Source organism: Marinobacterium stanieri (genome assembly GCF_900155945.1).
In the GTDB taxonomy this organism is placed as follows: Bacteria; Pseudomonadota; Gammaproteobacteria; order Pseudomonadales; family Balneatricaceae; genus Marinobacterium; species Marinobacterium stanieri.
The window spans coordinates 267,505-291,492 of record NZ_FTMN01000001.1; the positions used below are offsets into that span (position 1 = coordinate 267,505).

The 23,988-nt window shown below is 55.6% G+C and carries 24 protein-coding genes, 2 tRNA genes and 1 other RNA gene; 9 read left to right on the forward strand and 18 right to left on the reverse strand.

All coding sequences use genetic code 11. The features are described 5' to 3' along the window. Positions 1-22: 22 nt before the first annotated feature. The gene (locus BW956_RS01225) at positions 23-682 is read right to left on the reverse strand and encodes a DsbA family oxidoreductase (protein WP_076460190.1); all 660 of its coding nucleotides are present in this window, start codon (positions 680-682) and stop codon (positions 23-25) included. Positions 683-803: 121 nt separating this feature from the next. On the opposite strand from BW956_RS01225, the gene BW956_RS01230 reads away from it, so the two are divergent. Beyond that, positions 804-1,502: a pseudouridine synthase gene (locus BW956_RS01230; RefSeq protein WP_076460192.1), complete on the forward strand. Its 699-nt coding sequence runs from the start codon at positions 804-806 to the stop codon at positions 1,500-1,502. A gap of 69 nt (positions 1,503-1,571) precedes the next feature. Further along, complete coding sequence (locus BW956_RS01235; RefSeq protein ID WP_076460194.1) at positions 1,572-2,408, forward strand: endonuclease/exonuclease/phosphatase family protein; 837 nt, start codon at positions 1,572-1,574, stop codon at positions 2,406-2,408. Here BW956_RS01235 and BW956_RS01240 read toward each other — a convergent pair. The 6 genes from BW956_RS01240 to rsmI all read right to left on the reverse strand — a co-directional run bounded on the left by BW956_RS01240 (position 2,403) and on the right by rsmI (position 9,055). Further along, positions 2,403-3,011: a DUF2238 domain-containing protein gene (locus BW956_RS01240; RefSeq protein WP_217695077.1), complete on the reverse strand. Its 609-nt coding sequence runs from the start codon at positions 3,009-3,011 to the stop codon at positions 2,403-2,405. The two genes, BW956_RS01235 and BW956_RS01240, sit on opposite strands and share 6 nt — an antisense overlap. A gap of 35 nt (positions 3,012-3,046) precedes the next feature. Beyond that, the gene (locus BW956_RS01245; protein WP_076460196.1) at positions 3,047-3,475 is read right to left on the reverse strand and encodes a GFA family protein; all 429 of its coding nucleotides are present in this window, start codon (positions 3,473-3,475) and stop codon (positions 3,047-3,049) included. A gap of 2 nt (positions 3,476-3,477) precedes the next feature. Next, complete coding sequence (locus tag BW956_RS01250; protein ID WP_076460198.1) at positions 3,478-4,092, reverse strand: DNA-3-methyladenine glycosylase I; 615 nt, start codon at positions 4,090-4,092, stop codon at positions 3,478-3,480. A 104-nt stretch (positions 4,093-4,196) separates the two neighbouring features. Then, entirely contained in the window at positions 4,197-7,598 is a 3,402-nt protein-coding gene (locus tag BW956_RS01255; protein ID WP_076460200.1) for an ExeM/NucH family extracellular endonuclease, read from the reverse strand. A 228-nt stretch (positions 7,599-7,826) separates the two neighbouring features. Next, positions 7,827-8,180, reverse strand: an RNA gene (gene rnpB / locus BW956_RS01260) — RNase P RNA component class A. Between the two features lie 41 nt (positions 8,181-8,221). After that, on the reverse strand, positions 8,222-9,055 hold the full coding sequence (gene rsmI / locus BW956_RS01265; protein ID WP_076460202.1) for a 16S rRNA (cytidine(1402)-2'-O)-methyltransferase: 834 nt from the start codon (positions 9,053-9,055) through the stop codon (positions 8,222-8,224). Between the two features lie 35 nt (positions 9,056-9,090). Here rsmI and BW956_RS01270 point away from each other — a divergent pair, with 35 nt between their 5' ends. Genes BW956_RS01270 through BW956_RS01285 form a run of 4 tightly spaced genes read left to right on the forward strand, consistent with a single transcriptional unit; the run spans position 9,091 to position 12,549 of the window. After that, the gene (locus BW956_RS01270) at positions 9,091-10,989 is read left to right on the forward strand and encodes a penicillin-binding protein activator (RefSeq protein WP_076460204.1); all 1,899 of its coding nucleotides are present in this window, start codon (positions 9,091-9,093) and stop codon (positions 10,987-10,989) included. 17 nt (positions 10,990-11,006) lie between these two features. Next, positions 11,007-11,366: a YraN family protein gene (locus BW956_RS01275; protein WP_175611946.1), complete on the forward strand. Its 360-nt coding sequence runs from the start codon at positions 11,007-11,009 to the stop codon at positions 11,364-11,366. Between the two features lie 19 nt (positions 11,367-11,385). Then, positions 11,386-11,970: an SIS domain-containing protein gene (locus tag BW956_RS01280; RefSeq protein WP_010321793.1), complete on the forward strand. Its 585-nt coding sequence runs from the start codon at positions 11,386-11,388 to the stop codon at positions 11,968-11,970. A 3-nt stretch (positions 11,971-11,973) separates the two neighbouring features. Beyond that, positions 11,974-12,549 (forward strand): BON domain-containing protein, encoded by a 576-nt coding sequence (locus BW956_RS01285; RefSeq protein WP_010321794.1) that lies wholly within the window; start codon positions 11,974-11,976, stop codon positions 12,547-12,549. 41 nt (positions 12,550-12,590) lie between these two features. Here BW956_RS01285 and BW956_RS01290 read toward each other — a convergent pair whose 3' ends face one another. The 10 genes from BW956_RS01290 to BW956_RS01335 all read right to left on the reverse strand — a co-directional run bounded on the left by BW956_RS01290 (position 12,591) and on the right by BW956_RS01335 (position 20,148). After that, positions 12,591-13,091, reverse strand: coding sequence for a ClpXP protease specificity-enhancing factor (locus BW956_RS01290; RefSeq protein WP_076460206.1), 501 nt, complete (start codon positions 13,089-13,091; stop codon positions 12,591-12,593). Between the two features lie 136 nt (positions 13,092-13,227). Then, on the reverse strand, positions 13,228-13,860 hold the full coding sequence (locus BW956_RS01295; protein ID WP_010321796.1) for a glutathione S-transferase N-terminal domain-containing protein: 633 nt from the start codon (positions 13,858-13,860) through the stop codon (positions 13,228-13,230). Between the two features lie 92 nt (positions 13,861-13,952). Further along, a complete protein-coding gene (locus tag BW956_RS01300; RefSeq protein WP_076460208.1) occupies positions 13,953-14,723 on the reverse strand; it encodes a cytochrome c1 in 771 nt (256 codons plus the stop codon). After that, positions 14,723-15,979, reverse strand: a complete 1,257-nt coding sequence (locus BW956_RS01305) for a cytochrome b (RefSeq protein ID WP_076460210.1) — start codon at positions 15,977-15,979, stop codon at positions 14,723-14,725. The genes BW956_RS01300 and BW956_RS01305 overlap by 1 nt, the downstream gene beginning before the upstream one ends. Beyond that, positions 15,979-16,575, reverse strand: coding sequence for a ubiquinol-cytochrome c reductase iron-sulfur subunit (petA, locus tag BW956_RS01310; RefSeq protein WP_010321799.1), 597 nt, complete (start codon positions 16,573-16,575; stop codon positions 15,979-15,981). The genes BW956_RS01305 and petA overlap by 1 nt, the downstream gene beginning before the upstream one ends. Positions 16,576-16,835: 260 nt before the next feature. After that, positions 16,836-17,228 carry a 30S ribosomal protein S9 gene (gene rpsI, locus BW956_RS01315; protein WP_010321800.1) on the reverse strand — a complete coding sequence of 131 codons (393 nt, stop codon included), beginning with the start codon at positions 17,226-17,228 and terminating at the stop codon, positions 16,836-16,838. A gap of 13 nt (positions 17,229-17,241) precedes the next feature. Further along, positions 17,242-17,670, reverse strand: a complete 429-nt coding sequence (gene rplM, locus BW956_RS01320) for a 50S ribosomal protein L13 (RefSeq protein WP_076460212.1) — start codon at positions 17,668-17,670, stop codon at positions 17,242-17,244. Between the two features lie 184 nt (positions 17,671-17,854). Continuing rightward, positions 17,855-18,961, reverse strand: coding sequence for a cell division protein ZapE (gene zapE, locus BW956_RS01325; RefSeq protein WP_076460214.1), 1,107 nt, complete (start codon positions 18,959-18,961; stop codon positions 17,855-17,857). Between the two features lie 112 nt (positions 18,962-19,073). Beyond that, a complete protein-coding gene (locus tag BW956_RS01330) occupies positions 19,074-19,787 on the reverse strand; it encodes an LrgB family protein (RefSeq protein ID WP_076460216.1) in 714 nt (237 codons plus the stop codon). Next, positions 19,780-20,148, reverse strand: coding sequence for a CidA/LrgA family protein (locus BW956_RS01335; protein ID WP_076460218.1), 369 nt, complete (start codon positions 20,146-20,148; stop codon positions 19,780-19,782). Before BW956_RS01335 ends, BW956_RS01330 begins: the two co-directional genes overlap by 8 nt. A gap of 173 nt (positions 20,149-20,321) precedes the next feature. Between BW956_RS01335 and BW956_RS01340 the strand changes: the two genes are divergently transcribed. The 3 genes from BW956_RS01340 to BW956_RS01350 all read left to right on the forward strand — a co-directional run bounded on the left by BW956_RS01340 (position 20,322) and on the right by BW956_RS01350 (position 21,883). Next, positions 20,322-20,398 (forward strand) — tRNA-Pro (locus BW956_RS01340). 24 nt (positions 20,399-20,422) lie between these two features. After that, positions 20,423-20,499: transfer RNA gene (locus tag BW956_RS01345), tRNA-Pro, on the forward strand. Between the two features lie 91 nt (positions 20,500-20,590). Beyond that, positions 20,591-21,883, forward strand: a complete 1,293-nt coding sequence (locus BW956_RS01350) for an NCS2 family permease (protein WP_076460219.1) — start codon at positions 20,591-20,593, stop codon at positions 21,881-21,883. A gap of 107 nt (positions 21,884-21,990) precedes the next feature. Here BW956_RS01350 and aceF read toward each other — a convergent pair whose 3' ends face one another. Then, positions 21,991-23,943, reverse strand: coding sequence for a pyruvate dehydrogenase complex dihydrolipoyllysine-residue acetyltransferase (gene aceF / locus BW956_RS01355; RefSeq protein ID WP_076460221.1), 1,953 nt, complete (start codon positions 23,941-23,943; stop codon positions 21,991-21,993). Positions 23,944-23,988 lie beyond the last annotated feature (45 nt).

Sequence of the window (23,988 nt, forward strand, 5' to 3'; positions counted from 1 at the left end):
GGGCAAGATCGACCTGCCCGGATCAGCGCTCCTCCTGAGCCAGTACATCGCGCATTGCCGCCACAAAACTCTCGACGGGCTGACCGCCTGATACGGCATAGCGCTGGTTGAACACCACTGTCGGAACCGAGCTGACACCCAGCTCCACCCACTGCTGCTCTTCTGCTCTCACAACCTCAGCATAACGCTGATCCTGCAAAAGCTCACGTGCAACGACACTGTCCAGCCCGGCCTTGGCCGCCAACTCAACCAGTACCTCTATGTCTGAAGGGTTTCGGTTATGGCTGAAGTAAGCTTCCAGCAGTGCCTGCTTGAGTGCCAGCTGGTACTCAGCACCCTGCTCACCTGCCCAGTGCAACAGCTGGTGCGCAGCAAAGGTATTCCACTTCATACTGTCGGCGCGAAAATCAAACACAAAACCCAACTCGGCGCCGCGCAGGCGAATCTGCTCCTGGTTCTGCTTCACCTGCTCTTCACTGATGCCATATTTACGCGACAGGTGCGGCAGAATACGCTCCCCGGTTTCCGGCATATCCGGCGCCAGCTCGAAAGGGCGAAAGCGAATGCTTGCCGACACTTCGTCCGACAACTGTTCAAGCGCCTGTAGCAGACTGTTAAGGCCCACCGCACACCAGGGGCAGGCCACATCGGAAACAAAATCAATCGTCAGTGATTGGGTCACTGTTAACTCCTCATTCTCTTTACTTCACCCTAGCTCAAGCCCCACTGTAAAAGAAGAGCCTGCTTTGCCCACTTCAAGGCAGAGGGTATGCTTGGGACTCATTTTATAAGGACTCAATCCAGTGCGCCTGGACCGTTTTATCTGTAAGCATACCGAGCACAGCCACCAAACTGCCCGACGCCTGGTCGCCTCCGGTCGGGTTCAGGTAGATGGCGCCATAGCAACCGACCCACGCTTCCCGGTTAACGCCTTCAGCAGTATTCAGCTGGATGACCATATTCTGCAGCAGCAGGATGCCGTTTACCTGATGCTCAACAAACCGGCGGGCTATCTAAGTGCGACCACAGACCCGGTTCACCCAACAGTCATGGAACTGGTAGCTGACGCGCTACGGCCACAGCTTCATATCGCCGGTCGACTGGACCGCGCAACAACTGGATTGATGCTTCTGACCAACGATGGCCACTGGTCGCGCCAGATAACCGCTCCCGAGCACAAAACGCCCAAAACCTACCGGGTCACGACCAAGGAGCCGATCAGTACGTCAGCGGAGATGGAGTTCGCCAAGGGTATCTGGCTGGCCCGGGAAGCGGTCTGGACATCACCGGCACAGATTGAACGACTAGCAGAGACTCACTGCCGGCTGACCATCTACGAGGGACGGCACCATCAAATCAAGCGCATGTTTGCGGCCATTGGCAATGAGGTCTGCGCCCTACACCGCGAGTCCATGGGCATCATCCAGCTGGACCCGCACCTGGCACCCGGCGACAGCCGAGCGTTAACGATTGAAGAGCAACAAAGCTGCCTCGAGCCCTGATTGTGTCTGGACGCTCGGCAAGCAGTGCAATAACCTGAAGCCAAGGAACTCTGACAAGGCGTCAAGACCATGGCTCTTCGCACACTCAAGGCACACCGCCAGCAGGCAGTCCGGCCCGAGAGCAGCACTGCCAACCCTGAGACCAGCAACCGACAGACTCTGAAGCTGTTGAGCTTCAATATCCAGGTTGGTATCAAAACCCAGGCCTACCATCACTACCTGACCCGCAGCTGGCAGCACCTGTTACCGCATCAGCAACGAGGTGAAACGCTGGAGCACATCGGGAAGCTGATGCGAGAGTATGATCTGGTCGCTCTACAGGAATGTGATGGCGGCAGCATGCGCAGTGGCTATATCAACCAGGTGGAGTATCTGGCTGACGTCGGGCAATTTCCCTTCTGGTACCAGCAGCTCAATCGCAACCTGGGCAAGCTGGCACAGCATAGCAACGGAGTATTGAGCCGTATCCAGCCCGAGCGGGTTCAGGATCACTCGCTGCCGGGGCTGATTCCCGGCCGTGGCGCTATTGTGGTTCAGTTGGGCGAAGGCGAGCATTCCCTGCTGATCGTGGTACTTCACCTGTCCCTGAGTGCGAAAGCACAAGACCGTCAACTGCGCTATGTACGAAATCTGGTGGAACACCATCCGTACGTGGTTCTGATGGGCGATATGAACAACCCGCTGGAGCATTTATTGGCCAAGCCCGCCATGCAGGGGCTCGACCTTGTTTACGCAGAAGAGATACTTCATACCTACCCCAGCTGGAAACCCCGGCGAGCACTGGACCATATCCTGATCACTCCGGGCCTTGAGTTGCGCAAGGTCGAAGTACTGGACTGGACCATATCGGACCACCGCCCCATAGCCATGGAGATTGGCCTGCCACCCGCTTTGCATCATTTATGAGTGCAGCTTACCCAGCTGCCGATCATGCCAACGGGACAGGGTTAACAAGGCAAGACTGGCCCCCAGCAGCGCAAAGCCCATATCGGACTGGGTATCCCAGACATAGCCCTGAGTGCCCAGAAAGGCCTCAGCACCCTCGCCTGACAGCACCGCTACCCACCACTCGATCAGCTCATAGAAGGCACTGAAGCCCAGGCAGAACGAGAGAATCAACAGATTACGCCAGAACGCACCGTTCACCACCTGAAACCTCAGTAACAACTCCCGTGCCGCAATTGCCGGCACAAAGCCCTGAAAAAAGTGGCCCAGCTTGTCGTAATTATTGCGCTCCGCGCCCCAGAGACCATCAAACAGCGGCACCTCGGCATAGGTGTAATGACCACCCACCATCAGGATCACACAGTGGGCCAGCACCAGCACATATAAGAGAGGCGTCAACGGGAAGGCGCGACGAGTCGCCAGCAGCAGAGCCGCCGCTGCCAAAGCCGGCGCCACTTCAAGCCACCAGGTCAGTCGGTCCCTGGGCTCAATCGCTGACCACACCAGCACCAGCAGAAAACAGAGACCCCAGAGGTATTTCATGGCACTGTGCTGCTCAAACATGGGCCCCAAGCCTCCCGGAAACTGCTGTCAGGCCGTTAGTGGGCGCTGGATTTAAGAAACTGGAGAAATTCGTCAATATCATCCGGCATCCCGGGGTAACTTCGCGAAGTGTCTTGTGGCTGATCCCAGGCAGGCGTGTCTTCGACACAGATATGCGCCACCACCGGCGTGGTAATCCCCGACATGAGTCCCACAGGCACCCACATATAGTCCTTGAAGCGATTCGGTACCGGTGATCCGCACTCACGACAGAAATGTGAACTGAAACCACTGGGCTTTTGCCACTGTTTGATGAACTCAGCACCGGACTCCCAACGGAAATACTCACATTCGACCAGCGTACCGGCATTCGAGGCCGTTCCGCTCTGCTTCTGGCACAAGGAGCAGTGACATTGATACAACCCCGGCAAGGGGCCCTGAATACTGAACTGTACAGCGCCACAGTTGCATTCACCCTTGAGCATACTCACCTCGCTTTCACCGGTCGCTTGAATGCCTTGCGTGCCTCAGCCACCTTGGCTCGATAGACACAGTCGTCCAGGTGATCGTTGATCAACCCCATCGCCTGCATAAACGCATAGACGGTTGTGGGACCGACAAATTTCCAGCCCTGCTTTTTTAGCTCTTTGGAGAGTGCAATCGAGGCTTCCGACGTCGATTGAGTCTGTGGCGCGGGAAGATCCCGTTCATCCGGCTCGAACTGCCAGAAATACGCAGCCAGTGAGCCTTCTCGTTCAACCAGCTCGCAGGCCCGCCGGGCATTATTGATGACCGCTTCAATCTTGCCGCGGTGACGCACAATACCGGCATCCGCCAACAGACGCTCGATATCGGCTTCATCAAACTGCGCCACCCGATTGAAATCAAAATGAGCAAAGGCAGCGCGGAAGTTCTCCCGCTTGGCGAGAATCGTGCGCCAGCTCAGCCCTGACTGAAAACTTTCCAGACACAATTTCTCAAACAGACGGATATCGTCGTCGACCGGGAAGCCCCACTCATTGTCATGATAGGGGAAGAACTCGCTAATCTCGCCACACCAGCCACAGCGTGGCAGGCCATCCGGGCCTGGTACTGTTCCCATCGTTCCTTGCCTCCATGTACTTGAGCTTCAAAGAACTCAGTATACAAAAACAAAAGGCCACAGATAGCTGTGGCCTTTCGATGCGTACCCTGTATCAGGTGGTGTTAGAGGAACAGATCTGCGGGCTCATACCGGATATTCAGGTTTTCAGCCGACAGGTTCGTGCCCAATAGATGGATCATGTCGCGGTCGCCTTCGAGGAAAATAACCATGGACCGCTCACTACCATGCATCGACCTTATTTCGGCGCCCTCCATCAGAATCAACGAGTCCTTGCCGCCTTCAAAGTCCATGATCATATCGGTTTCACGAACACCGTTATGCATCTCATGACCGACAGCGAAGTAGTCTTCGCCTTCAAGTCCCCAGAGGCGGTCAACACGACCACCCAGGCTCATGATCAGGTCTGAGCCATCGGTTCCCTTAATACGGTCATTGCGCCCGTCCTCGCCACGGATCAGGTTCCATTCCGGGGCAAGATCAAGCCCAACGATGACCGGGTCATGATCCGATGACCGGTAAGGATCATCGGCATACAGCTCATTACCGCTCGGCTTGGCTTCATATCCTCGCTCGGTCGGGTCCTGTATATCGTCGTTATAGTCGAGCAGGCTCACTTCATCCGCATTGATATGCCACTGGGTAACACCGGTTACTTGCGGCAGCAATGCCTGGTTAGCCAGTGCATAATCAAGTGTGCCCAGCTGCCCATCGAAGACATAGGAATAGGCATCATCCCCGATCATTTCCGCGGCCAGGTCGATGAAGTCGTCTTCGGTACCCGCCTGATCATCGGCGCCCTCACGCAGCTCCTGCAAGGGCTCTTCCTTGGCATAGGCATTCAGATCCCCAAGAATCAGAACATCATCATCCGGAGCCCCAGTCGGGTTGGTCGCCAGCCAGTCAGCCAGGACATCTGCAGCCATTTTGCGGGTTTCAGAACCATTTCCCTGCCCATCTTCGATGCCCGGATCGTCTTCCCCGGCCACCGGAGAGCCTTTGGACTTGAGATGGTTGTTTACGGCCGTGAAATGCGAGCCGGTTGCCAGTTCCTCAAAAGTTACCGCAACAGCAGGCCGGTTCTTGTCACCAGTACCCAACGGCGCCATAAATTCAGGGGTGTCCAATACAGCGACGGCTTCGCCATCATTGGCAATACGCACGCTGGAGCTGTCGTAGATAAAGCCTACCTTGATCGCATCCGAACCAATGACACCGGTAGGAACATAGTCATACACATCAGTCCCCAGTGCAGCATTCAGCTCATCAACGAGCAGGGCCAGTGTTTCGTCATTGTCGTTCTCGATTTCGATAAGACCAATGACATCAGCGTCCATTTTACTCAGTGCAGCGACTATTTTATCAAGCTGGCGCTGCAGCTCTGCCTCGCTGTCAGCGCCGCGAGGTTCCATACCCGTCTGGGTAGTGGCTGCACCATCATCTATTGTTGCGAAGAGGTTCAAGACATTGAAGCTGGCAACTTTAAGACGGCCTCCCACCTCTTCTGGCACATCTGTACGCGGGTTACTTTCTGTAAACTCAACCGGGGCGGCTTCTGTAGGGCGCACAACCCAGGCATCCGAGCCCTGGTATCCAGCCCAGCTCCAATGCAGGATACCCGTCAAGTCTTCGACCTGGTCGCCACCACGGATGAAATTATCAACTGAAAAGCCTTCAGCGCCGGGGTAGTAGATTTCGTCACTGTTCTGCAGGTTGTTCAAGTCATCAATCACAATGCGGCTTGCGGCAACGTCATCCTGATAAGCCGCATAGCCCTCAGCGTTAGGCTCATGGAGCTGGGTATATTGATAGGAACGCTCTTCATCCTGAAGCACTATCTGCCCGGTACGCGCCAGCTCGTAGTACTCGCTGACCACCAGTGTATCGGTGAAATTCACCAACATCCCTTCGACAGCTTCAAAGGTAGCAGCAGCATCAGTTCGACCGGGAGCAGGCAACTCCAGCAACGTACTGGAGACGAGATTCAGGTTGTCGGTTGCATCATCAATGGTGACACTGCCTCCATCAGTCACATTAATTTGCGACATGCCAAAGTAATCTTCAGCGACACCTGTCACCGTGACAATCTGGCCTTCTGCCAAGCCATCTACGGAGTTGGAGCCCAGATACACAAAAATGCCTTCGGATGTGGCACTGTCATTATCAGTGTGAGCATCTTCTTCCTGAACAAAGAAGCCTTTCAGTTCGTCGGATTCATCGTAAACGCCTGTCACAACACCCTGAACCTGCACTTCACCACTGATCGCAACGTCAGTGCCGGAACCTTGGATCTGATGAATAAAGACTGCTTCAGGCCCTTCGGGTTCAGGTGCCAACTCCAGCATTTCGCCCACTTCAACCTTGTCGATAACAAGCGGCTCATAACTCGCATCTGAAGTCATTTCGATTTCAAGATCGAGCAGGCTGCCACCATTGGGCAGATCAATAACAAAACGGCTCAATGCAGTGGTCAAAACCTCGCCATCGCCAATGCCGTCGCCGTCCGTATCCAGCCTAAGGTCACCGGAGCCACTAACCGGAGGTGCAAACTCAGCTACCAACACTCGCGCCCCCGAATCAACACTGGCAAAAATCCTGATTCCATCACCGGCTTCGTAGTTCTGGAAGGTCGGCTCGCTGGAGAGAGCACCTACGCGAACCGCCATTGCCAGGTCAACATAGCCCGAGATATCAATGCCAGGAATGCTGACAACCTGAGTAGAGGCACCGCCTTCGCCATCATGGTCCTGGCCAAAAATGGCATAGCCACCGTCAAAACCACTCTGGAAGTCATCGCGCGCGCTATTAGTGTTATCCGGAGAAGCAAAACGACCGAAGAAATCGAAGCTGCCGTCATCAATATCGCTGAAGAGAAAGTACGTTGTACCGGGCGCCTGCTCGAAGCTTTCGACAAAATGATTAGCCGCAGGAGCCGAACGGGACGGATTGGCGCTGCCGAAAGTATCCGTACCCGAAGCCGGATCACTGCCGAACTCATCTGGAGCGACCACATTTCCATTGATGTCGATCACCTGGCCATTGTCGGGATCGTTAATGGCATACCAGTCCCCGCTCAGGCTGTCACGAAACACCAGACGGGGCTCATCACCTGTGTACGCAAAGTCAGCCCCACCAAGTGCCGCGCCGAACAGATAAGAAGCATCAGCCGAAGCATCCGGCACACCCAGTGCATCATGCACCCTGCCAAAAAATGCACCTGTATTCAGAAGGCTGAACGTATTCCCCAAGGCGCCATTGAACTCACTGCTGAGAACAACGGTGAAACTCGGGTTTTCCAAATCAGGCACTTCAACAGTCAGCAAGCCATGCTCATCGAAGGTGCCGCTTATCTGGTAGGCGCTATCAATCGTCGCGCTGCTGTTATCACCTTCAATGGACGTGATCCAGCCGGTAAAAAGCGTGCCCGGCTCACCCTGAAGTTCAAACACAGCCATTTGAGGGTCAGTGCCCTGGGGGTTCGGCTGGAACTCGTTGATTCTAATCATCTAACCACTCCTGAATGCAGGTTCTAAAGCGAAATGGGGATCGCGCGTGGCCATCCATGCAAACATGATGGTTAAACAGATGCTAGAAACGAAGTGTGAAGTACCCATGTCCAAGAGCTGACACAATTATGTCGTGATGATGAATCCAGACTTCAGGAATAAAAAAGGGTCGCTAGTTGTAGACAGGGAGTCCAAACGAGAGCTGATACGAATGATCAGCAAGGGAAAAATGAGAGTCTGCCGATAAGCCGGGTTTTGTCGTGGGCAATCATTCATCTAGGACCAGCGTCGCCACTGGCCTCAAGCGACCTACCCGGACCCGGCGCGGGCCACGCCTTAATGGGTCCCTATTTGGTCTTGCTCCGGGTGGGGTTTACCATCGCCGTGGAATGTTGCCACCCACGCGGTGCGCTCTTACCGCACCATTTCAACCTTACCGGCATCCGAAGATGCTTAGGCGGTATACTTTCTGTTGCACTTTCCGTCGGCTTGCGCCGCCCAGACGTTATCTGGCACCTTGCCCAGCGGAGCCCGGACTTTCCTCCCCTGCGTAAACGCAGCGACGATTGCCTGGCAGACTCTCGGCGCGGAGTATAACGAGCTGGCGCTGTTAAGCAAGAGCTTCAGTCGATCAGCAGCTGATATAAGCGATTTTTCTTGTAGCCCGTGATTTCAGCAGCAACACCCGCTGCTTTTTTGGGCGGCATCTCCTTGGCCAGAATCCGCAGAATACGTTCAGCCTCGGGGTTGATACTCTCATCATCAAGCACCTTTTCAGCCCCCTGCACCAGCACAACAAACTCACCGCGCTGCTGATTGGCGTCGGCCTGAATCCACTCCAACAGCCCCTCAAGACTGTCACCATGAATGGTTTCGAAGGTTTTGGTCAGCTCTCGGGCGACCACCGCATAGCGCTCACACCCAAACGCCTCGGACATCGCCTTGAGACTGTCGACGATGCGGTGTGTCGATTCATAGAACACCAATGTTTCCGTATTCTCGGACAGTGCTTCCAGCGCCTGCAGGCGCGCGCCGCTTTTAGCGGGCAAAAAACCGATAAATTGAAAGCGGTCCGACGGCAGCCCCGATGCAGACAGAGCGGCGACAAAGGCACAGCTACCCGGCACCGGTGAAACCCTGAACCCGGCTTCACGCACGGCTCGTACCAGGTGGAACCCGGGATCAGAAATCAGCGGCGTACCGGCGTCACTGACAAGTGCAATACTCTCGCCATTTCGCAACAGGTTGATCACATGCTCGGCCCGCTGGCGCTCGTTGTGATCATGCACTGAAATCATGGGGACTTTAATGTTAAAGTGAGCCAGCAAACGTCCGCTGTGACGGGTGTCTTCGGCAGCGACATGATCGACACGGCCCAGCACCTCTCGCGCACGTTCGGACAGGTCTGCGAGGTTACCGATCGGCGTTGCCACGATGTAGAGAACCGGTTCAGACATTAAGGATACTCACTGGTTGCTAGGACCCTGATTATATGACGATTTTGCCCCGGCTGTCTTTCAGCCTTCTGCTTACAGCCGCGCTGATCAGTGGCTGCTCAAGCCCGCAGAAGCCCCCACAGGTCGTCGACAAAACGGCTACCGCCAAGGAAAGCATTGATGACCTGCTACGTCAGGCGCAGACAGAAACACCGGTAACCGCCGCGCAACTGCGTTTGCGCGCGGCACAGATCATGCTGCAGGAAGACCAGCCGGAACAGGCACTGGCCACTCTGACGCTTATCGACCTGGAGCAGCTCCCCCCGGAGCTGGCGTTTGAAGTTGCCCGTGTGCGCGCACCGCTGGACACTGACAACACCCAGGAACTGATGCGCTATCTGGACCCGTCACGTTTTGGCGCGCTGCCTGCCGATCAGCAGGCTGAATTGGCACAATTGCGTGCCGATGTCTGGCTGCAGCAGGATGATCCACTGGCTGCTGCACGTGAATTGATGCTGAGCAGCCAGCTGAGCATTGACCCTGCCGAGCAGCAGCGCTACCACAATCAGATCTGGCAGGTACTGCAACGTGTGCCTCAGCCCCAGCTGCGCGCCAGCATGAACACCAGTAATGATTATTTTGAACAGGGCTGGCTGGAGCTGGCACTGATGCTGCGTCAAAGCACTGACCTGCCGACGCGTGAGCAAGCCCTCAATGACTGGCGCATCCTCTGGGAATCACACCCTGCCATGCAGCTCCCGCCGGAAGACCTGATGGTGGTTGAAGCCGCTGGCGAGCTGATTAGCGCCAATCGTATCGGGGTTGTACTGCCCTTGAGCGGCAACCTGGCAAAACCGGCAGCAGCCATTCGTGAAGGTATGGAAGCCGCGCTGGAAGTTGCACGCCAGCAGGGAAAACCGACACCAACACTGGTCAATATCGACTCGTCCCAGCTGTTTGATGCCTCGCAAATCATGCTGCAGGCACGTCAGCTGAACGTCGACTTCCTCATCGGCCCGCTGGATAACACCCTCATTCAGCAGCTTTCCAGCATGCCACAGCTGGACATTCCCGTGCTGGCCCTGAATTCTGCCCCTGCCGGCCCTTCCACGCCCTGGCAGCTGGAACTTTCTTCGGAGCATGAAGCCCGCACCCTGGCCCAGAAAGCGGTTGCTGAAGGCCACAAGCGCTTTCTTGTCATCACCCCTGGCGCTCCCTGGGGCGACCGTGTCCGTGACAGCCTGACCAACCATGTCGAGCAAGTTGGCGGCCAGGTCGTCGGCACCCTTGGCTACGATGTGAATGCCAACTATGACGCGCAGATTGCACAGCTGATGAAGACCGATGCAAGCAAGGCGCGTGAACAGTCGCTGCGTGAACTGCTGCGCCACCGCCTGGAGTTCCAGGAGCGTCGCCGCAAGGATGCCGATGCGATTCTGCTGACGGCCCTGCCTGAAGCAGCCCGTCTGATCAAGCCGATGCTGGACTACCACTTTGCAGCCGACATGCCGATCTATGCCACCTCGCACCTTTACCCCGGCGATGCTGATGCAACCCGTGACGTGGACCTGAATGGCATTCAGTTCTGTGATCTGCCCTGGATTCTCCAGCCGCCGAGCGATGCTCACCGACTGCTCAGCAGCAGCGGCAAAAACACCCTGTCCCGCTTCGGTCGCCTCTATGCACTGGGCGTGGACGCCATCAATATCTACCCCTGGCTGGAACAGCTGCAGCTGTCACCCGGCGTCTACATTGATGGCGAAACCGGCCGCCTGCAGGTCATGCGCGACCGCCAGCTTCAGCGTGAACTGACCTGCACCCGTTTTGAACAGGGCATGCCCCTGAGCATCACTGAAGGACAGGCCGCTGAAATTGAATCCCCCAACGAGACGGGCCAGGCAACGGATGCCAATACCGACGCTGCTGAAATCAGTGAAGGAGTACCGGCCCAGTAAACCTTATGGAGAATGCGATGGATCGCAACCGTATCGGCAAGGATGCCGAACTGCATGCAGAGCAATGGCTCTGCCAACAAGGACTCCAGACCATACAACGCAATGCTCACTGCCGCCTGGGCGAGATAGATCTGATCATGCGTGACGGCGAACACCTGGTGTTTGTGGAAGTACGCGCACGCTCAGGTCGGCTCCACGGTGGTGCTGCGGCATCGGTCGATTGGCGCAAGCAACAGAAACTGGTCCGCGCGGCTCGCTACATGCTCAGCCGCAACCCGCACTGGAGCCAACTGCCTTGCCGTTTTGATGTTATTGCGTATGAAGGAGATTCGGAGTCTAACCCTCCGATATGGTATAAAGACGCTTTTAGACCCTGAACACCGGAAAAGGCTTTAAATGGAACTCGAAGACCGCATTGTCAGCCAGTTTCACAACACCATGGAGACCAATGCGCTCACTATTGAGCAGCACACTCCCCTGATAGCTGAGGCCGGTGAACTCCTGCTCCAATGTCTGGTCAGTGAACAGAAGATCCTGTGTGTCGGTAACGGCGGTTCAGCCGCGCTGGCACAGCATTTCAGCTCACTGCTGCTGAATCGTTTTCGTCATGAACGCCCGGGCCTGCCCGCCATGACCCTGAACGATGCAGCCGCCATTAGCGGTATCAGCGAAGAGACCGGCTTTGCCGATGTCTATGCCAAGCAGATTCGCGCACTGGGCCAGCCCGGTGACATTCTGCTGCTGATATCAACGCACGGTCGTGCCAACAGCCTGGTGCAAGCCATTCAGGCGGCCCATGACCGGGAGATGATGGTCATTGCGCTGAGCGGTGGCGATGGTGGCAATATGGCAGCCCTGCTGCTGCCGGATGAAATCGAGATCTGCATACCCGGTGGCGAAGATGCCCTGATACATGGCGCTCACCTTCTGGTACTGCACTGTTTGTGTGATCTGATTGAATATCAACTGTTTGGAGGCTGATTAATGTTCAAACGCCCTCTGGTCGCTCTTATGCTGGCGTCCACCCTGGTTACATCCGGTTGCGCAACCCTGATTGGAACTGCCCGTGAAGAGCCGATCCAGGAAGACCCGAGCAGCCGTACCCTGGGACGCTATCTGGAAGACGAAGTCATCGAGACCAAGATTCTGGTCAATGTTGGCAAGGGCTCCCAGGCACTGGCCCAGTCGCATGTAAATGTTGTCAGCTACAATGGTCAGGTACTGCTGATTGGTCAGGTCCCGGACCAGAACGTGAAGCAGGAAGCCGAGCGCATTGCACGCCAGACACAGCATGTACGCAAGGTACATAATGAGCTGGATATTGCTGGCCCGACATCAACCATCGTTCGCAGCAACGATGTTTACCTCACCAGCCGAATCAAGGTACAGATGCTGGCTGATAAACGCGTTGCCGGCGGCCGAATCAAAGTGGTTACCGAGAACGGTGTGGTTTATCTGATGGGACTGGTAAATCGACAGGAAGCCGACCTTGCAGTGGATATCACTCGCTCCGTGGTCGGTGTACGCAAGATCGTCAAGGTGTTCGAATACATCAATTGATGCCTGATAGCCGCTGCTGATCCAGCAGCGGCTCTTCCCTGTTACTTCACCACTCGCAGGGTCGGCTTACCGCTTTTCGCAGCCGGCTTTTCCGCTTCGTCCTGACCGTTTTCATCAGCCCCTGCATCAGCTTCAGACTGCTCCGGTGCATCCGGTACAGGTGCCAGCGTTGCAGACTGCTCTTCTTCTTCAGCCTCCGCCTGCTCCACCAGAATATCGGCCCCCGGCTCCATACCGAACCCCATACCCATTCCGTTTTCACGGGTGAACAGCGCCAGTACCGCAACCATGGGTGCATATACATTCATGGGCACACCGCCAAAGCGGGCACTGAAACTGATGCCCTGATCATCGATCAGCAGCCCCTGCACCGCTCCCGGGGCGATGTTCAGGGTAATCTGTCCGTCCTGGACAAACTGCTCCGGCACCTGAACGCCAACCACTCTCGCATCGACAGCGATATGTGGCGTCATGTCATTATCCAGTACCCAATCATACAACGCGCGCAGCAGATAGGGTCGGCTGGGTTTGATGGCACTCATGATTCACTCTCCAGATTACATCGCTACAGGAAATAACCTCCTGCAGCAGTCATGGGTCGCGTAGATATAAAAAAGGGATGAAGTGACCTCCATCCCTGTTTGTAACGTGGTGCTGCCTTTACTAAGGCGCCCGCGTTTAGTCGCGCAGTTCGCGCTCGTAGTCAGACAGGCTGGCCTGGAAGGCTTCACGCTCGAACAGGCGATCCATGTAGCCCTGCAGCGCAGTGGTCTGAGCTTCAGGCAGCTCAATACCCAGCTGCGGCAAACGCCACAAGATCGGCGCCAGGCAGCAATCGACCAGCGTGAACTCGTCGCTCATGAAGAACGGCTTTTCATCAAAGATCGGTGATACTGCAACCAGGCTGTCGCTCAGCTCTTTACGCGCTTCGTCCAGCTCGTCATCGGTACCTTCGTCGGCCAGGATACGGTCAACCAGTACACACCAGTCACGCTGGATACGGTGCATGTACAGACGGCTTTCAGCACGCGCAACCGGGTATACCGGCAACAGCGGCGGGTGCGGGAAACGCTCGTCGAGGTATTCCATCATCACGTTCGGTTCATACAAAACCAGATCGCGATCAAGCAATGTCGGCAGGCTGTTGTAGGGATTCTGTGCCGCAACATCCTCCGGCAGCTCACTAGCTTTACAATCCACTACATCAACTGCCACGCCTTTTTCACAGAGTACGATACGTACACGGTGACTGTAATGGTCGTAACCATCCGAATAAAAGGTCATGGAAGAACGCTTGGCCACTACGCCCATCGAACTATCCCCATCAAAAAGGTTGTTTCTAAAAACAAAAAATCTACGCGGCCTTACGACCGCGTAGTTTCAGATCCCGAGTGTACCAGAGATCAGTGTACGTCTTTCCAGTACTCTTTCTTCAGAGCAAAGGCAAAGACAAACAGAATCGCCAGGAAGATCAGGACCTTGGTACCCAGGCTTTCAGACTCCATGCGCGAAGGCTCGCCCATGTAAGTCATGAAATTGACCAGGTCGTAGACAGTCTTGTCGAACTCTTCCGGAGACTGGGAACCAGACTCGGCAACTGTCAGACAGCCACCCATGGTTTTACCGGTAAGGGGATCAATTTCACCTTCACCGCCATGAGCCAGTTCTGCAGGCGTACAGTGCAGCGCGACTTTACCCTGCAGGTCTTCCAGCACGTTGGGCATACCAACATCAGGGAATACCGCGTTGTTGACACCCCAGGGACGGTTTTCGTCCATGTAGAAGCTGCGCAGGTAAGTGTAAACCCAGTCACCACCACGCAGACGTGCTTCCAGCGTCAGATCGGGCGGCGGCGCACCAAACCAGCCGGCAGCGACTTCTTTCGGCATGGCATTTTTCATGTGCTCGCCGATTTTCACTTCCGGATCAAAGATCAGGTACTGCTCAACCAGTTCGTTCGGTACATCCAGGTCCTGAGCAGCACGCTCGAAACGCTGGTAGCCCGCTTCATGACAACCCATGCAGCGGTTAACGAAGGTCTGCATACCACGCTGCAGAGACGCCTTATCTGTCAGATCAGCGTCGAAGGAGTCCAGCGGCACACCGGCGCCACCGGCAGCACTGGCAGTTACCGGCGCCAGCGCCATCAACAATGTGATAAAAAACTTTTTCATTAGCCTGTCACCCTTTCCGGAACCGGTTTAGTACGCTCCATGCGTGTGTAGAACGGCATCAGCAGGAAGAATGCGAAGTACAGCGCTGTGCACAGCTGAGACAGCTTAGTACGACCATCAGTTGCCGGCAGAACACCCAGAACACCCAGAATCACGAAGCTGACAATGAAGATCAGCAGCCAGACTTTGCTCAGCCAGCCCTTGTAACGCATGGACTTGACCGGGCTACGATCCAGCCAGGGCAGCACAAACAGGATTGCAATCGCAGCACCCATCACCACAACACCCCAGAACTTGGCGTCCAGACCAAACATCGGGAAGGTAATCGCACGCAGCATGGCGTAGAACGGTGTGAAGTACCAGACCGGGGCAATATGGTCAGGTGTCTTCAACGGGTTAGCCGGCTCGAAGTTCGGCTTCTCGAGGAAGTAACCGCCACCTTCAGGGAAGAAGAAGACTACGGTACAGAACACGAACAGGAAGACGACAACACCGACGATGTCTTTAACGGTGTAGTACGGGTGGAACGGGATGCCGTCCAGCGGTACGCCGTTTTCGTCTTTCTTCTCTTTGATTTCAACGCCGTCCGGGTTGTTGGAACCCACTTCGTGCAGGGCGATGATGTGCAGAACAACCAGCGCCAGGATCACGATCGGCAGTGCGATAACGTGCAGGGCGAAGAAGCGGTTCAGAGTGATGCCGGAGATCAGGAAGTCACCACGGATCCACTGCTGCAGGTCCGGACCGATGACAGGGATGGCACCAAACAGGGAGATGATTACCTGAGCACCCCAGTAGGACATCTGGCCCCAAGGCAGCAGGTAGCCCATGAAGGCTTCAGCCATCAGCGCCAGGTAGATGGTCATACCGAAGATCCACACCAGCTCACGCGGCTTGCGGTAGGAACCGTACATGATGCCACGCAGCATGTGCAGATAAACCACCACGAAGAATGCAGAGGCGCCGGTAGAGTGGAGGTAACGCAACAGCCAGCCGTATTCTACATCACGCATGATGTATTCAACGGATGCGAACGCACCTTCGGCGCTCGGGTTGTAGCTCATGGTCAGCCAGATACCGGTCAGGATCTGGTTAACCAGCACCAGCAGTGCCAGGGAGCCAAAAAAGTACCAGAAGTTGAAGTTCTTCGGCGCGTAGTATTTGGACAGGTGATCTTCCCACATGGCAGTTGCCGGGAAGCGGTCGTCAATCCAGCCCATCAGGCCCGGATTCCCTTTATTTCGTGTGCCAGCCATTATGCAGTCTCCGGATCAACACCGATAATCAGTGTATTGTCGTCTTCGTACGAGTGCGGCGGGATGACCAGGTTGGTCGGAGCCGGTACGGACTTGAATACACGGCCTGAGAGGTCAAAACGCGAACCGTGACAGGGGCAGAAGAAGCCGCCGAGCCAGTTCGGACCCAGGTCGTCCGGTGCAACTTCCGGGCGATACGTCGGCGAGCAGCCCAGGTGGGTACAAATACCTACCATGACAGCGAATTCTGGACGGATAGCACGGGCAGCGGTCTTCGGAACGTAATCCGGCTGCTGCGGCTTTTCAGAATTTGGATCCGCTACGCTATCGTTCAGCTTCTCCAGATTAGCCAGCGCTTCTTCACCGCGACGGACAATCCATACCGGCTTACCACGCCATTCAACGGTCATCTGCTGACCTGGCTCGAGCTTGCTGATATCCGCCTTGGCAGGCGCGCCAGCGGCTTTCGCCTTGGCACTCGGATTCCAGGAAGCCACGAACGGGACGGCCGCTCCTACAGCACCTACTGCACCCACTGCAGATGTGGCACCGATCAGGAGACGACGTCGACCCTTATTCACGCCGTCATTGCTCATTAACTTCATCTCCCCTCAATCGACCTGCCGCTTCTGCTGGACACAAAAGACAAACGGGCCGCTCAGTCATGAAAAACACAAAATCGGTTTGTTCAAATGCGCCGAATGTTAAAGAAAATACCCTTTTTTTACAAGGTATAATGCCCTCTCCATTAGGCGAACAACGCTTTTATTGACCTGACCCCAGAAACAAAAAAAGCCCGCAACCACGCAGGCTGCAGGCTTTTTTCGCATACATAATGCGACCAGATCGCCAGCGATTAACGCTTGGAGAACTGCGGACGCTTACGTGCTTTACGCAGACCGACTTTCTTACGCTCAACCATACGTGCGTCACGAGTAACGTAACCCGCTTCACGCAGAGCACCGCGCAGAGTCTCATCGTATTCCATCAGCGCACGGGTGATACCGTGACGGATAGCACCAGCCTGGCCGAAACCGCCACCACCTTTAACGGTGATGTGCGCATCGAACTTCTCGACAGTGTCGGTCAGTTCCAGCGGCTGCTTAACGATCATGCGCGCAGTTACGCGACCGAAGTACTCTTCCAGAGTGCGGTTGTTGATCATGATCTTGCCGGTACCCTGACGCAGGAATACACGAGCAGTAGAGGTTTTACGACGGCCGGTACCGTAATACTGAGTAGTAGACATCTTCACCTTCCCCTTAGACGTTCAGTTCTTTCGGCTGCTGAGCCTGGTGCGGATGTTCAGCACCGGCGTACACTTTCAGCTTGGTGTACATGGCACGGCCCAGCGGACCTTTCGGCAGCATGCCTTTAACAGCCAGCTCGATAGTGCGCTCAGGGAAGGTTTCAACCATCTTGTTAAAGTTGGCTTCCTTCAGGCCACCCGGGAAACCAGAGTGACGGTAGTACATTTTGTCGTTACGCTTCTTGCCGGTAACGTGTACTTTCTCGGCGTTAACAACAACGATGTAGTCACCGGTGTCAACGTGCGGAGTGTATTCCGGCTTATGCTTGCCGCGCAGACGACGTGCAATTTCAGTAGCCAGGCGACCCAGAGTTTTGCCCTCTGCGTCCACAACATACCAGTCGCGTTTTACTTCGGCCGGTTTGGCAGTAAAAGTTTTCATGAATGGTTCACCTTACAATTTAAGTCTCGAATCCGGCTGTTACCGATAATTCCGACTTACCTTATAGTTATTGGTTAGCGCCTTTTGTAAGACTCTAACGTACACTTTTTCGGCACCCTGTAATCAGGGAGCGCGCATTATACCCACACCCATCGGGTATGGGAAGTGTAGATTGCACTGAACGTCAGGCGCGATGTTCTCGTGCCAGGTACTCATGCGACTGCATTTCCAGCAACCGGCTCTGAGTGCGCTCAATCTCGAAATTCAGACGACCCTCGGTGTAGATATCAGGAATCCCCACTTCAGCAGAGATAATCAACTTAACCCCGGAATCGTAGAACTCATCCACCAGGTTGATGAAGCGACGTGCGGCATCATCATTCTTGCGTCCCATTTGCGGCACATTACTCAGCAGCACCGCGTGGTAGATTTTGCCCAACTCAATATAGTCGTTCTGCGAGCGCGCACCTTCACAAAGCGCGCTAAAGTCAAACCAGGCCACATCTTCACAAACACGACGCGCTTTAATGAGTCGGCCATTAACCTCTACTTCCGCTTCTTTCTGCTCTTCTTCGAGGTCCGGTGCCAGGCTTTCAAAGCTGGCATTCAGGCTTTTGTCAGCGCCCTCGTCCAGCGGCCAATGATAGAGTTCGGCCTGCTCCAGGGTGCGCAGACGGTAATCGACACCACCATCCACATTCACCACTTCGGTATAGCGTTTGAGCATATCGATAGCCGGCAGGAAGCGCTGGCGCTGCAAACCATCCTTGTACAGACCATCGGGCACAATATTGGAGGTAGCGACCAGAGCCACACCGTTGTTGAACAGCTCCTGCATCAGGCCGCCAAGGATCATGGCATCCGTAATATCGGTAACAAAGAACTCGTCAAAGCAGATGATGCGCGTTTCATCGGCATATTTGCGACCGATTTCAACCAGCGGGTTCTTGGTACCATCAAGCTCTTTCAGCTCCTTATGCACACGCTGCATAAAGCGGTGAAAGTGGGTACGCATCTTGCGCTCGAACGGCAGGCTGTCGAAGAAGGTGTCCATCAGGTAAGTCTTGCCACGACCAACACCACCCCAGAAGTACAGCCCCTTGATGGGCTCTTCCTTCTGACGCTTGATCTTGCCGCCCAGACGCTGCATGAAGCTCGGCTTGGGCGCTCGCTCCGCGGCTACCAGATCATCGTACAGGCGCTGCAGATGCCCTACAGCCATTTCCTGTGTCGGATCATAGGAGAAATCATCACGTTTCAGATCCTGCTGGTATCGCTCGAGCGGAGTCATCGTCAGTTTGTACCTCTGATTGGGTTTGTGCACACCTTAACGGGGGCGAACTTTACTGCCGGTCGCATTTTTTGGCAAATCGGCCACAGCCTTTTAATGTGGGCTCGATTTATCAACCAAGCCCCAACAGACCCACCAGCACCGGGACCAGGAAGGCGGTCAGCAAGCCCGTCAGCCCCATCGCCAGCCCCGCAAAAGCACCTGCCAATGTACTGAATTCAAACGCAAAGGCTGTGCCAAAGCCATGAGATGACAAGCCCAGCGTGAACCCCTTGACCGCGTCATCTTCAATTTTCAACCAGCGGAAGATGGGGGGCGCCGCCAGACAACCGATAGCGCCTGTAATCAACACCAGGCCCGCCGCAAGCGATGGATAACCACCAATTTTCTCCGCAATACCAATCGCGATCGGCGAAGTGACCGATTTGGGTGCAAGTGACAACAAGGTGCCCTCTGATGCACCCAGCAACCAGGCCACCAGAATGACGGACAGGGATGCCGTCAGCGCCCCACAGAAACAGGCCACCAATAAGGGAACCAGCATTTTTTTTACGCGCTCAAAATGGTCGTACAACGGAATGGCCAGCGCCACCGTGGCCGGGCCCAGCATGAAGTGAATAAACTGTGCACCTTCGAAATAGGTGTCATAGTCGGTTCCGGTCAGACGCAGGAGAATAATAATCAGCGTCAGCGCTACCAGCACCGGATGCAGCAATGGAGTACCACCCACGCGCCGATTCAACCATGATGTGAAGAGGAAGGCCGCAATGGTGACAATAATCCACCATAGCGGCTTGGCAGCAAAGTAGACCCAGAAGTTACTCATGCTCGCCCTCCCCTGTATCCAGGTTCAGGTTTCGGGTCAGTCGCTTCAGAACCAGGGCCGTCACAATAATCGTGACCACCGTGCTCAACACCAGAGCAACCAGAATGACCAGCCACTCTTTGGCGATCAATTCAGCATGCACCGTCAAACCGACACCAGCCGGCACGAACAGCAACGCCAGGTGGCGCAGCAAGCCTTCGGACGGTGTGCGAATCATGTCCGGTACACGACGCATCACAATCAATGCAACCAACATCAACACCATCCCCATAACCGGACCCGGTACAGGCAGCGCCAATGCCAGCACCAGCCACTCACCCAGCAACTGACACACCAGCAATATCAGCAGTCCCATGAGCATCGCCCACTTCCTCCATGTGAAGTATGAAACGGCGAGTGTACTTATTTTCTTAACATTTTTCCCCTCGACTATTGGCAAGTGCCGCTGGGCTCTCTATAATGCGCCCCGTTCCTGATTGAGGCGCTCCCACGCCAGACTACCAATCAGAACAAACACTTAGCTTTCAGCTTTGTCGGGGTGTAGCTCAGCCTGGTAGAGCACTGTCTTCGGGAGGCAGGGGTCGTAGGTTCAAATCCTGTCACCCCGACCACTTGCTGAAAACTAAGTATTGCGTCGGGATGTAGCTCAGCCTGGTAGAGCACTGTCTTCGGGAGGCAGGGGTCGTAGGTTCAAATCCTGTCATCCCGACCAATTTTCTTTCCCGCTTTATTTTTTCCTACTGGTTCAATAACGAGACTCAGGTAAAATGTCTCCTTTATTGCGCAATCAGTGGGATATTCCAATGCTGGATAAGCTCTTCAAGCTCTCCGAGCACCAAACATCGGTGAAAACCGAAGTCGTTGCAGGCCTGACCACTTTCCTGACAATGGCCTACATCATTTTCGTAAACCCTTCGATGCTGGCCGCAGCCGGAATGGACTCGGGTGCCGTCTTCGTTGCAACCTGCCTTGCCGCTGCCATTGGCTGTTTCGTGATGGGTTTCTGGGCCAACTATCCGATCGCTCTGGCGCCCGGCATGGGCCTTAACGCCTTTTTCAGTTTCACCGTTGTTGGCCAGATGGGCTACAGCTGGGAAACAGCACTGGGCGCCGTCTTCATTTCAGGTGTCTGCTTCTTCCTGCTGTCGATCTTCCGCATCCGCGAGTGGATCATTAACAGCATCCCCCTTTCTCTTAAAGGTGGTATTGGCGCCGGTATCGGCCTGTTTCTCGGCTTCATCGGTCTCAAGAACGCCGGCATCGTAACCGACAATCAGGCAACTCTCGTCACCATTGGCGATATGAGCCAATGGGGCGCGATCATGGCCTGCCTGGGCTTTATCATTATCGCCACCCTGTACTACCGCCGTATCACCGGCTCGGTGATGATCGGCATTCTGGCAATCACTCTGATCAGCCTTGCAACCGGCCACGTTGAATTCAACGGCATCGCCTCCGCTCCGCCCTCACTGGCACCCACACTGGGGCAGCTGGATATCGGCGGCGCACTCAGCATCGGCCTGCTCAGTGTTATCTTTTCATTCCTGTTCGTTGACCTGTTCGATACCTCCGGCACCCTGATCGCGGTTGCCCAGAAAGGCAAGATGCTGACACCGGACGGCAAGCTGCCTCGCCTGGGCCGCGCCCTGATGGCCGACTCCACCGCCACCATGGCCGGCTCCGTGATGGGTACCTCCACCACCACCAGCTACATCGAATCCGGCGCCGGTATCGCTGCTGGCGGTCGCACTGGCCTGACCGCCGTTGTCGTGGGCCTGCTGTTTATCGCCTGCCTGTTCCTGTCACCGCTGGCTGGCACCATCCCGGCCTACGCGACAGCGCCGGCACTGCTGTTTGTTGCCGTCCTGATGACACACAGCCTGGTGAATATCGACTGGGATGACATCACCGAAGCTGCCCCGGTTGTGATCGCGACTGTCAGCATGCCTCTGACCTTCTCCATCACCACCGGCATCGCGTTCGGCATCATCTCTTATACCGCGATCAAAGCCCTTAGCGGGCGTTTCGACCAGCTCAACCCGGCCCTATGGATCCTGTCGGCTCTGTTCGTCATTAAGATGGCATTCTACGGCTAACCGCCGGGTAGCGGTGTTTTACAACCCCCGCTACCGACCGTTTTCAAATTGACACAAAAAAAGGGGTGTGACTCGAGTCACACCCCTTTTTTATTTGGCTTGCTGGCTTAGAGCACCAGTCGACGGATATCGCTCAGCAGGCCATTAAGGTCTGTCAGGAAGCGACCCGCATCACCACCATTAATAGCGCGGTGGTCGTAGGACAGGCACAGCGGCAGCATCATGCGCGGCTCAAACTCTTTGCCATTCCAGCGCGGCTTGATATCGGCCTTGGAGATGCCCAGAATCGCCACCTCAGGCGCATTCACGATCGGCGTAAAGCCGGTACCACCAATGCCACCCAGGCTGGAGATGGTGAAGCAGGCGCCCTGCATTTCGTTCGGCTTCAGCTTGCGGTCCTTGGCCTTGCCGGCCAACTCGGTTGCTTCACGGGCCAGTTCATAGATGCTCTTCTGATCCGCATCCTTGATCACCGGCACCATCAGGCCATTAGGCGTATCCACAGCGATACCGATGTTCACGTACTTCTTGTACACGATGTGTTCGCCATCGTGATGCAGAGACGCATTGAACTTCTGGTGACGCTTGAGCGCAATGGCAGCAGCCTTGATCATGAAAGGCAGCGGCGTGAGCTTAACCCCCTCTTTCGCAGCCGCATCTTTCATTTCCTTGCGGAAGGATTCCAGCTCGGTAATGTCCGCGTCGTCGAACTGAGTAACGTGCGGAATGTTCAGCCAGCAACGTGACATATTGTCACGGGTGATCTTGTCGACCTTGCTCAGCTTAACCATTTCGGTCTCACCGAACTTGCTGAAGTCTACCGCCGGAATAGCAGGAATACCGCTACCACCCGTCGCCGAAGCCGGGCCTTTTTCGGCCAGCTGCTTGAGGGCAGATTTAACGTATGCCTGAACGTCTTCCTTCAGGATACGGCCCTTACGACCCGTACCGGACACATTGGCCAGCTCAACCCCGAACTCACGCGCCAGCGCGCGAACAGCCGGGCCAGCATGCACATTGCGGTTTTTCTTCTCGAGCGCGTTCAGGTCGACATTCTTGTCAGCCGCCGGAGCCGCTGCCTTGGCAGGTGCTGCAGCCGGTGCAGGCGCAGCCGCCTTGGGCGCCTCTGCTGCCGGAGCCGGGGCCGCAGCAGCTGGTGCACCAGCAACCTCAAGCTCCAGAACCACATCACCTTCGTTGACCTGGTCACCTTCCTTGATCTTCATGGAAACAACCTTGCCACCCTTGGGCGCGGGTACTTCCATGGAAGCCTTGTCGGTTTCCAGCGTGATCAGGCCGTCACCTTCAGCAATTTCGTCACCTTCAGAGACCAGCACTTCAATCACGTCGACATCGGTCGCACCGGACAGATCAGGCACAGTAACCGTTTCGACACCGCCAGACTGGGCCGGCGCTACCGCTGCGGGCTCAGGCGCCGCTTCAGCAGCCGGTTCTGCCGCAGCAGGTTCTGCGGACTCACCGCCGCTGACTTCAAGCTCCAGCAGCAGGTCGCCTTCATTGACCTGATCACCTTCCTTGATCTTCATGGAAACAACCTTGCCACCCTTGGGCGCAGGCACTTCCATGGAGGCCTTGTCGGTTTCCAGCGTGATCAGGCTGTCACCTTCAGCGATTTCGTCACCTTCAGCGACCAGCACTTCGATCACATCAACGTTGTCAGCACCGGACAGATCCGGCACCAACACCTGCTCGACACTGCTGGCAGCCGCTGCAGGTGCCGGCGCAGGCTCGGCGGCCGGCGCAGGCTCTGCAGCAGGCGCTGCTTCTGCCGGCGCTTCAGCTGCGGGCGCTTCGCCCTCACCTTCAACTTCCAGCTCAAGAATGGCATCACCTTCGCTGCAGGTACCGCCTTCAGAAACAATAATATTTTTAATAACGCCGGAATGGGTCGACGGCACTTCCATGGAAGCCTTGTCTGTTTCCAGCACAATCAGAGAATCACCCTCGGCGATGCTGTCACCCACGCTGACACATACTTCAACAATGTCGACGTTTTCGCTACCGCCGATATCAGGCACATTAATGGTAGTCGTAGTCACAATAATTCCTCTCGCTTAAAACCAGTCAGAAGTTCACTCGCCTGT

What these genes read in the sequence shown, in the direction of transcription:
- BW956_RS01245 (WP_076460196.1), bottom strand. Translation starts at nt 3,475, where the DNA reads ATGCTCAAGGGTGAATGCAACTGTGGCGCTGTACAGTTCAGTATTCAG.
- BW956_RS01290 (WP_076460206.1), bottom strand. Translation starts at nt 13,091, where the DNA reads ATGAGTGCCATCAAACCCAGCCGACCCTATCTGCTGCGCGCGTTGTAT.
- rplM (WP_076460212.1), bottom strand. Translation starts at nt 17,670, where the DNA reads ATGAAAACTTTTACTGCCAAACCGGCCGAAGTAAAACGCGACTGGTAT.
- BW956_RS01350 (WP_076460219.1), top strand. Translation starts at nt 20,591, where the DNA reads ATGCTGGATAAGCTCTTCAAGCTCTCCGAGCACCAAACATCGGTGAAA.
- BW956_RS01295 (WP_010321796.1), bottom strand. Translation starts at nt 13,860, where the DNA reads ATGGGCGTAGTGGCCAAGCGTTCTTCCATGACCTTTTATTCGGATGGT.
- BW956_RS01270 (WP_076460204.1), top strand. Translation starts at nt 9,091, where the DNA reads ATGACGATTTTGCCCCGGCTGTCTTTCAGCCTTCTGCTTACAGCCGCG.
- BW956_RS01255 (WP_076460200.1), bottom strand. Translation starts at nt 7,598, where the DNA reads ATGATTAGAATCAACGAGTTCCAGCCGAACCCCCAGGGCACTGACCCT.
- zapE (WP_076460214.1), bottom strand. Translation starts at nt 18,961, where the DNA reads ATGACTCCGCTCGAGCGATACCAGCAGGATCTGAAACGTGATGATTTC.
- BW956_RS01300 (WP_076460208.1), bottom strand. Translation starts at nt 14,723, where the DNA reads ATGAAAAAGTTTTTTATCACATTGTTGATGGCGCTGGCGCCGGTAACT.
- BW956_RS01285 (WP_010321794.1), top strand. Translation starts at nt 11,974, where the DNA reads ATGTTCAAACGCCCTCTGGTCGCTCTTATGCTGGCGTCCACCCTGGTT.
- BW956_RS01335 (WP_076460218.1), bottom strand. Translation starts at nt 20,148, where the DNA reads ATGCTCATGGGACTGCTGATATTGCTGGTGTGTCAGTTGCTGGGTGAG.
- BW956_RS01235 (WP_076460194.1), top strand. Translation starts at nt 1,572, where the DNA reads ATGGCTCTTCGCACACTCAAGGCACACCGCCAGCAGGCAGTCCGGCCC.
- BW956_RS01280 (WP_010321793.1), top strand. Translation starts at nt 11,386, where the DNA reads ATGGAACTCGAAGACCGCATTGTCAGCCAGTTTCACAACACCATGGAG.
- BW956_RS01275 (WP_175611946.1), top strand. Translation starts at nt 11,007, where the DNA reads ATGGATCGCAACCGTATCGGCAAGGATGCCGAACTGCATGCAGAGCAA.
- petA (WP_010321799.1), bottom strand. Translation starts at nt 16,575, where the DNA reads ATGAGCAATGACGGCGTGAATAAGGGTCGACGTCGTCTCCTGATCGGT.
- rsmI (WP_076460202.1), bottom strand. Translation starts at nt 9,055, where the DNA reads ATGTCTGAACCGGTTCTCTACATCGTGGCAACGCCGATCGGTAACCTC.
- BW956_RS01330 (WP_076460216.1), bottom strand. Translation starts at nt 19,787, where the DNA reads ATGAGTAACTTCTGGGTCTACTTTGCTGCCAAGCCGCTATGGTGGATT.
- rpsI (WP_010321800.1), bottom strand. Translation starts at nt 17,228, where the DNA reads ATGTCTACTACTCAGTATTACGGTACCGGCCGTCGTAAAACCTCTACT.
- BW956_RS01240 (WP_217695077.1), bottom strand. Translation starts at nt 3,011, where the DNA reads ATGTTTGAGCAGCACAGTGCCATGAAATACCTCTGGGGTCTCTGTTTT.
- BW956_RS01305 (WP_076460210.1), bottom strand. Translation starts at nt 15,979, where the DNA reads ATGGCTGGCACACGAAATAAAGGGAATCCGGGCCTGATGGGCTGGATT.
- BW956_RS01250 (WP_076460198.1), bottom strand. Translation starts at nt 4,092, where the DNA reads ATGGGAACAGTACCAGGCCCGGATGGCCTGCCACGCTGTGGCTGGTGT.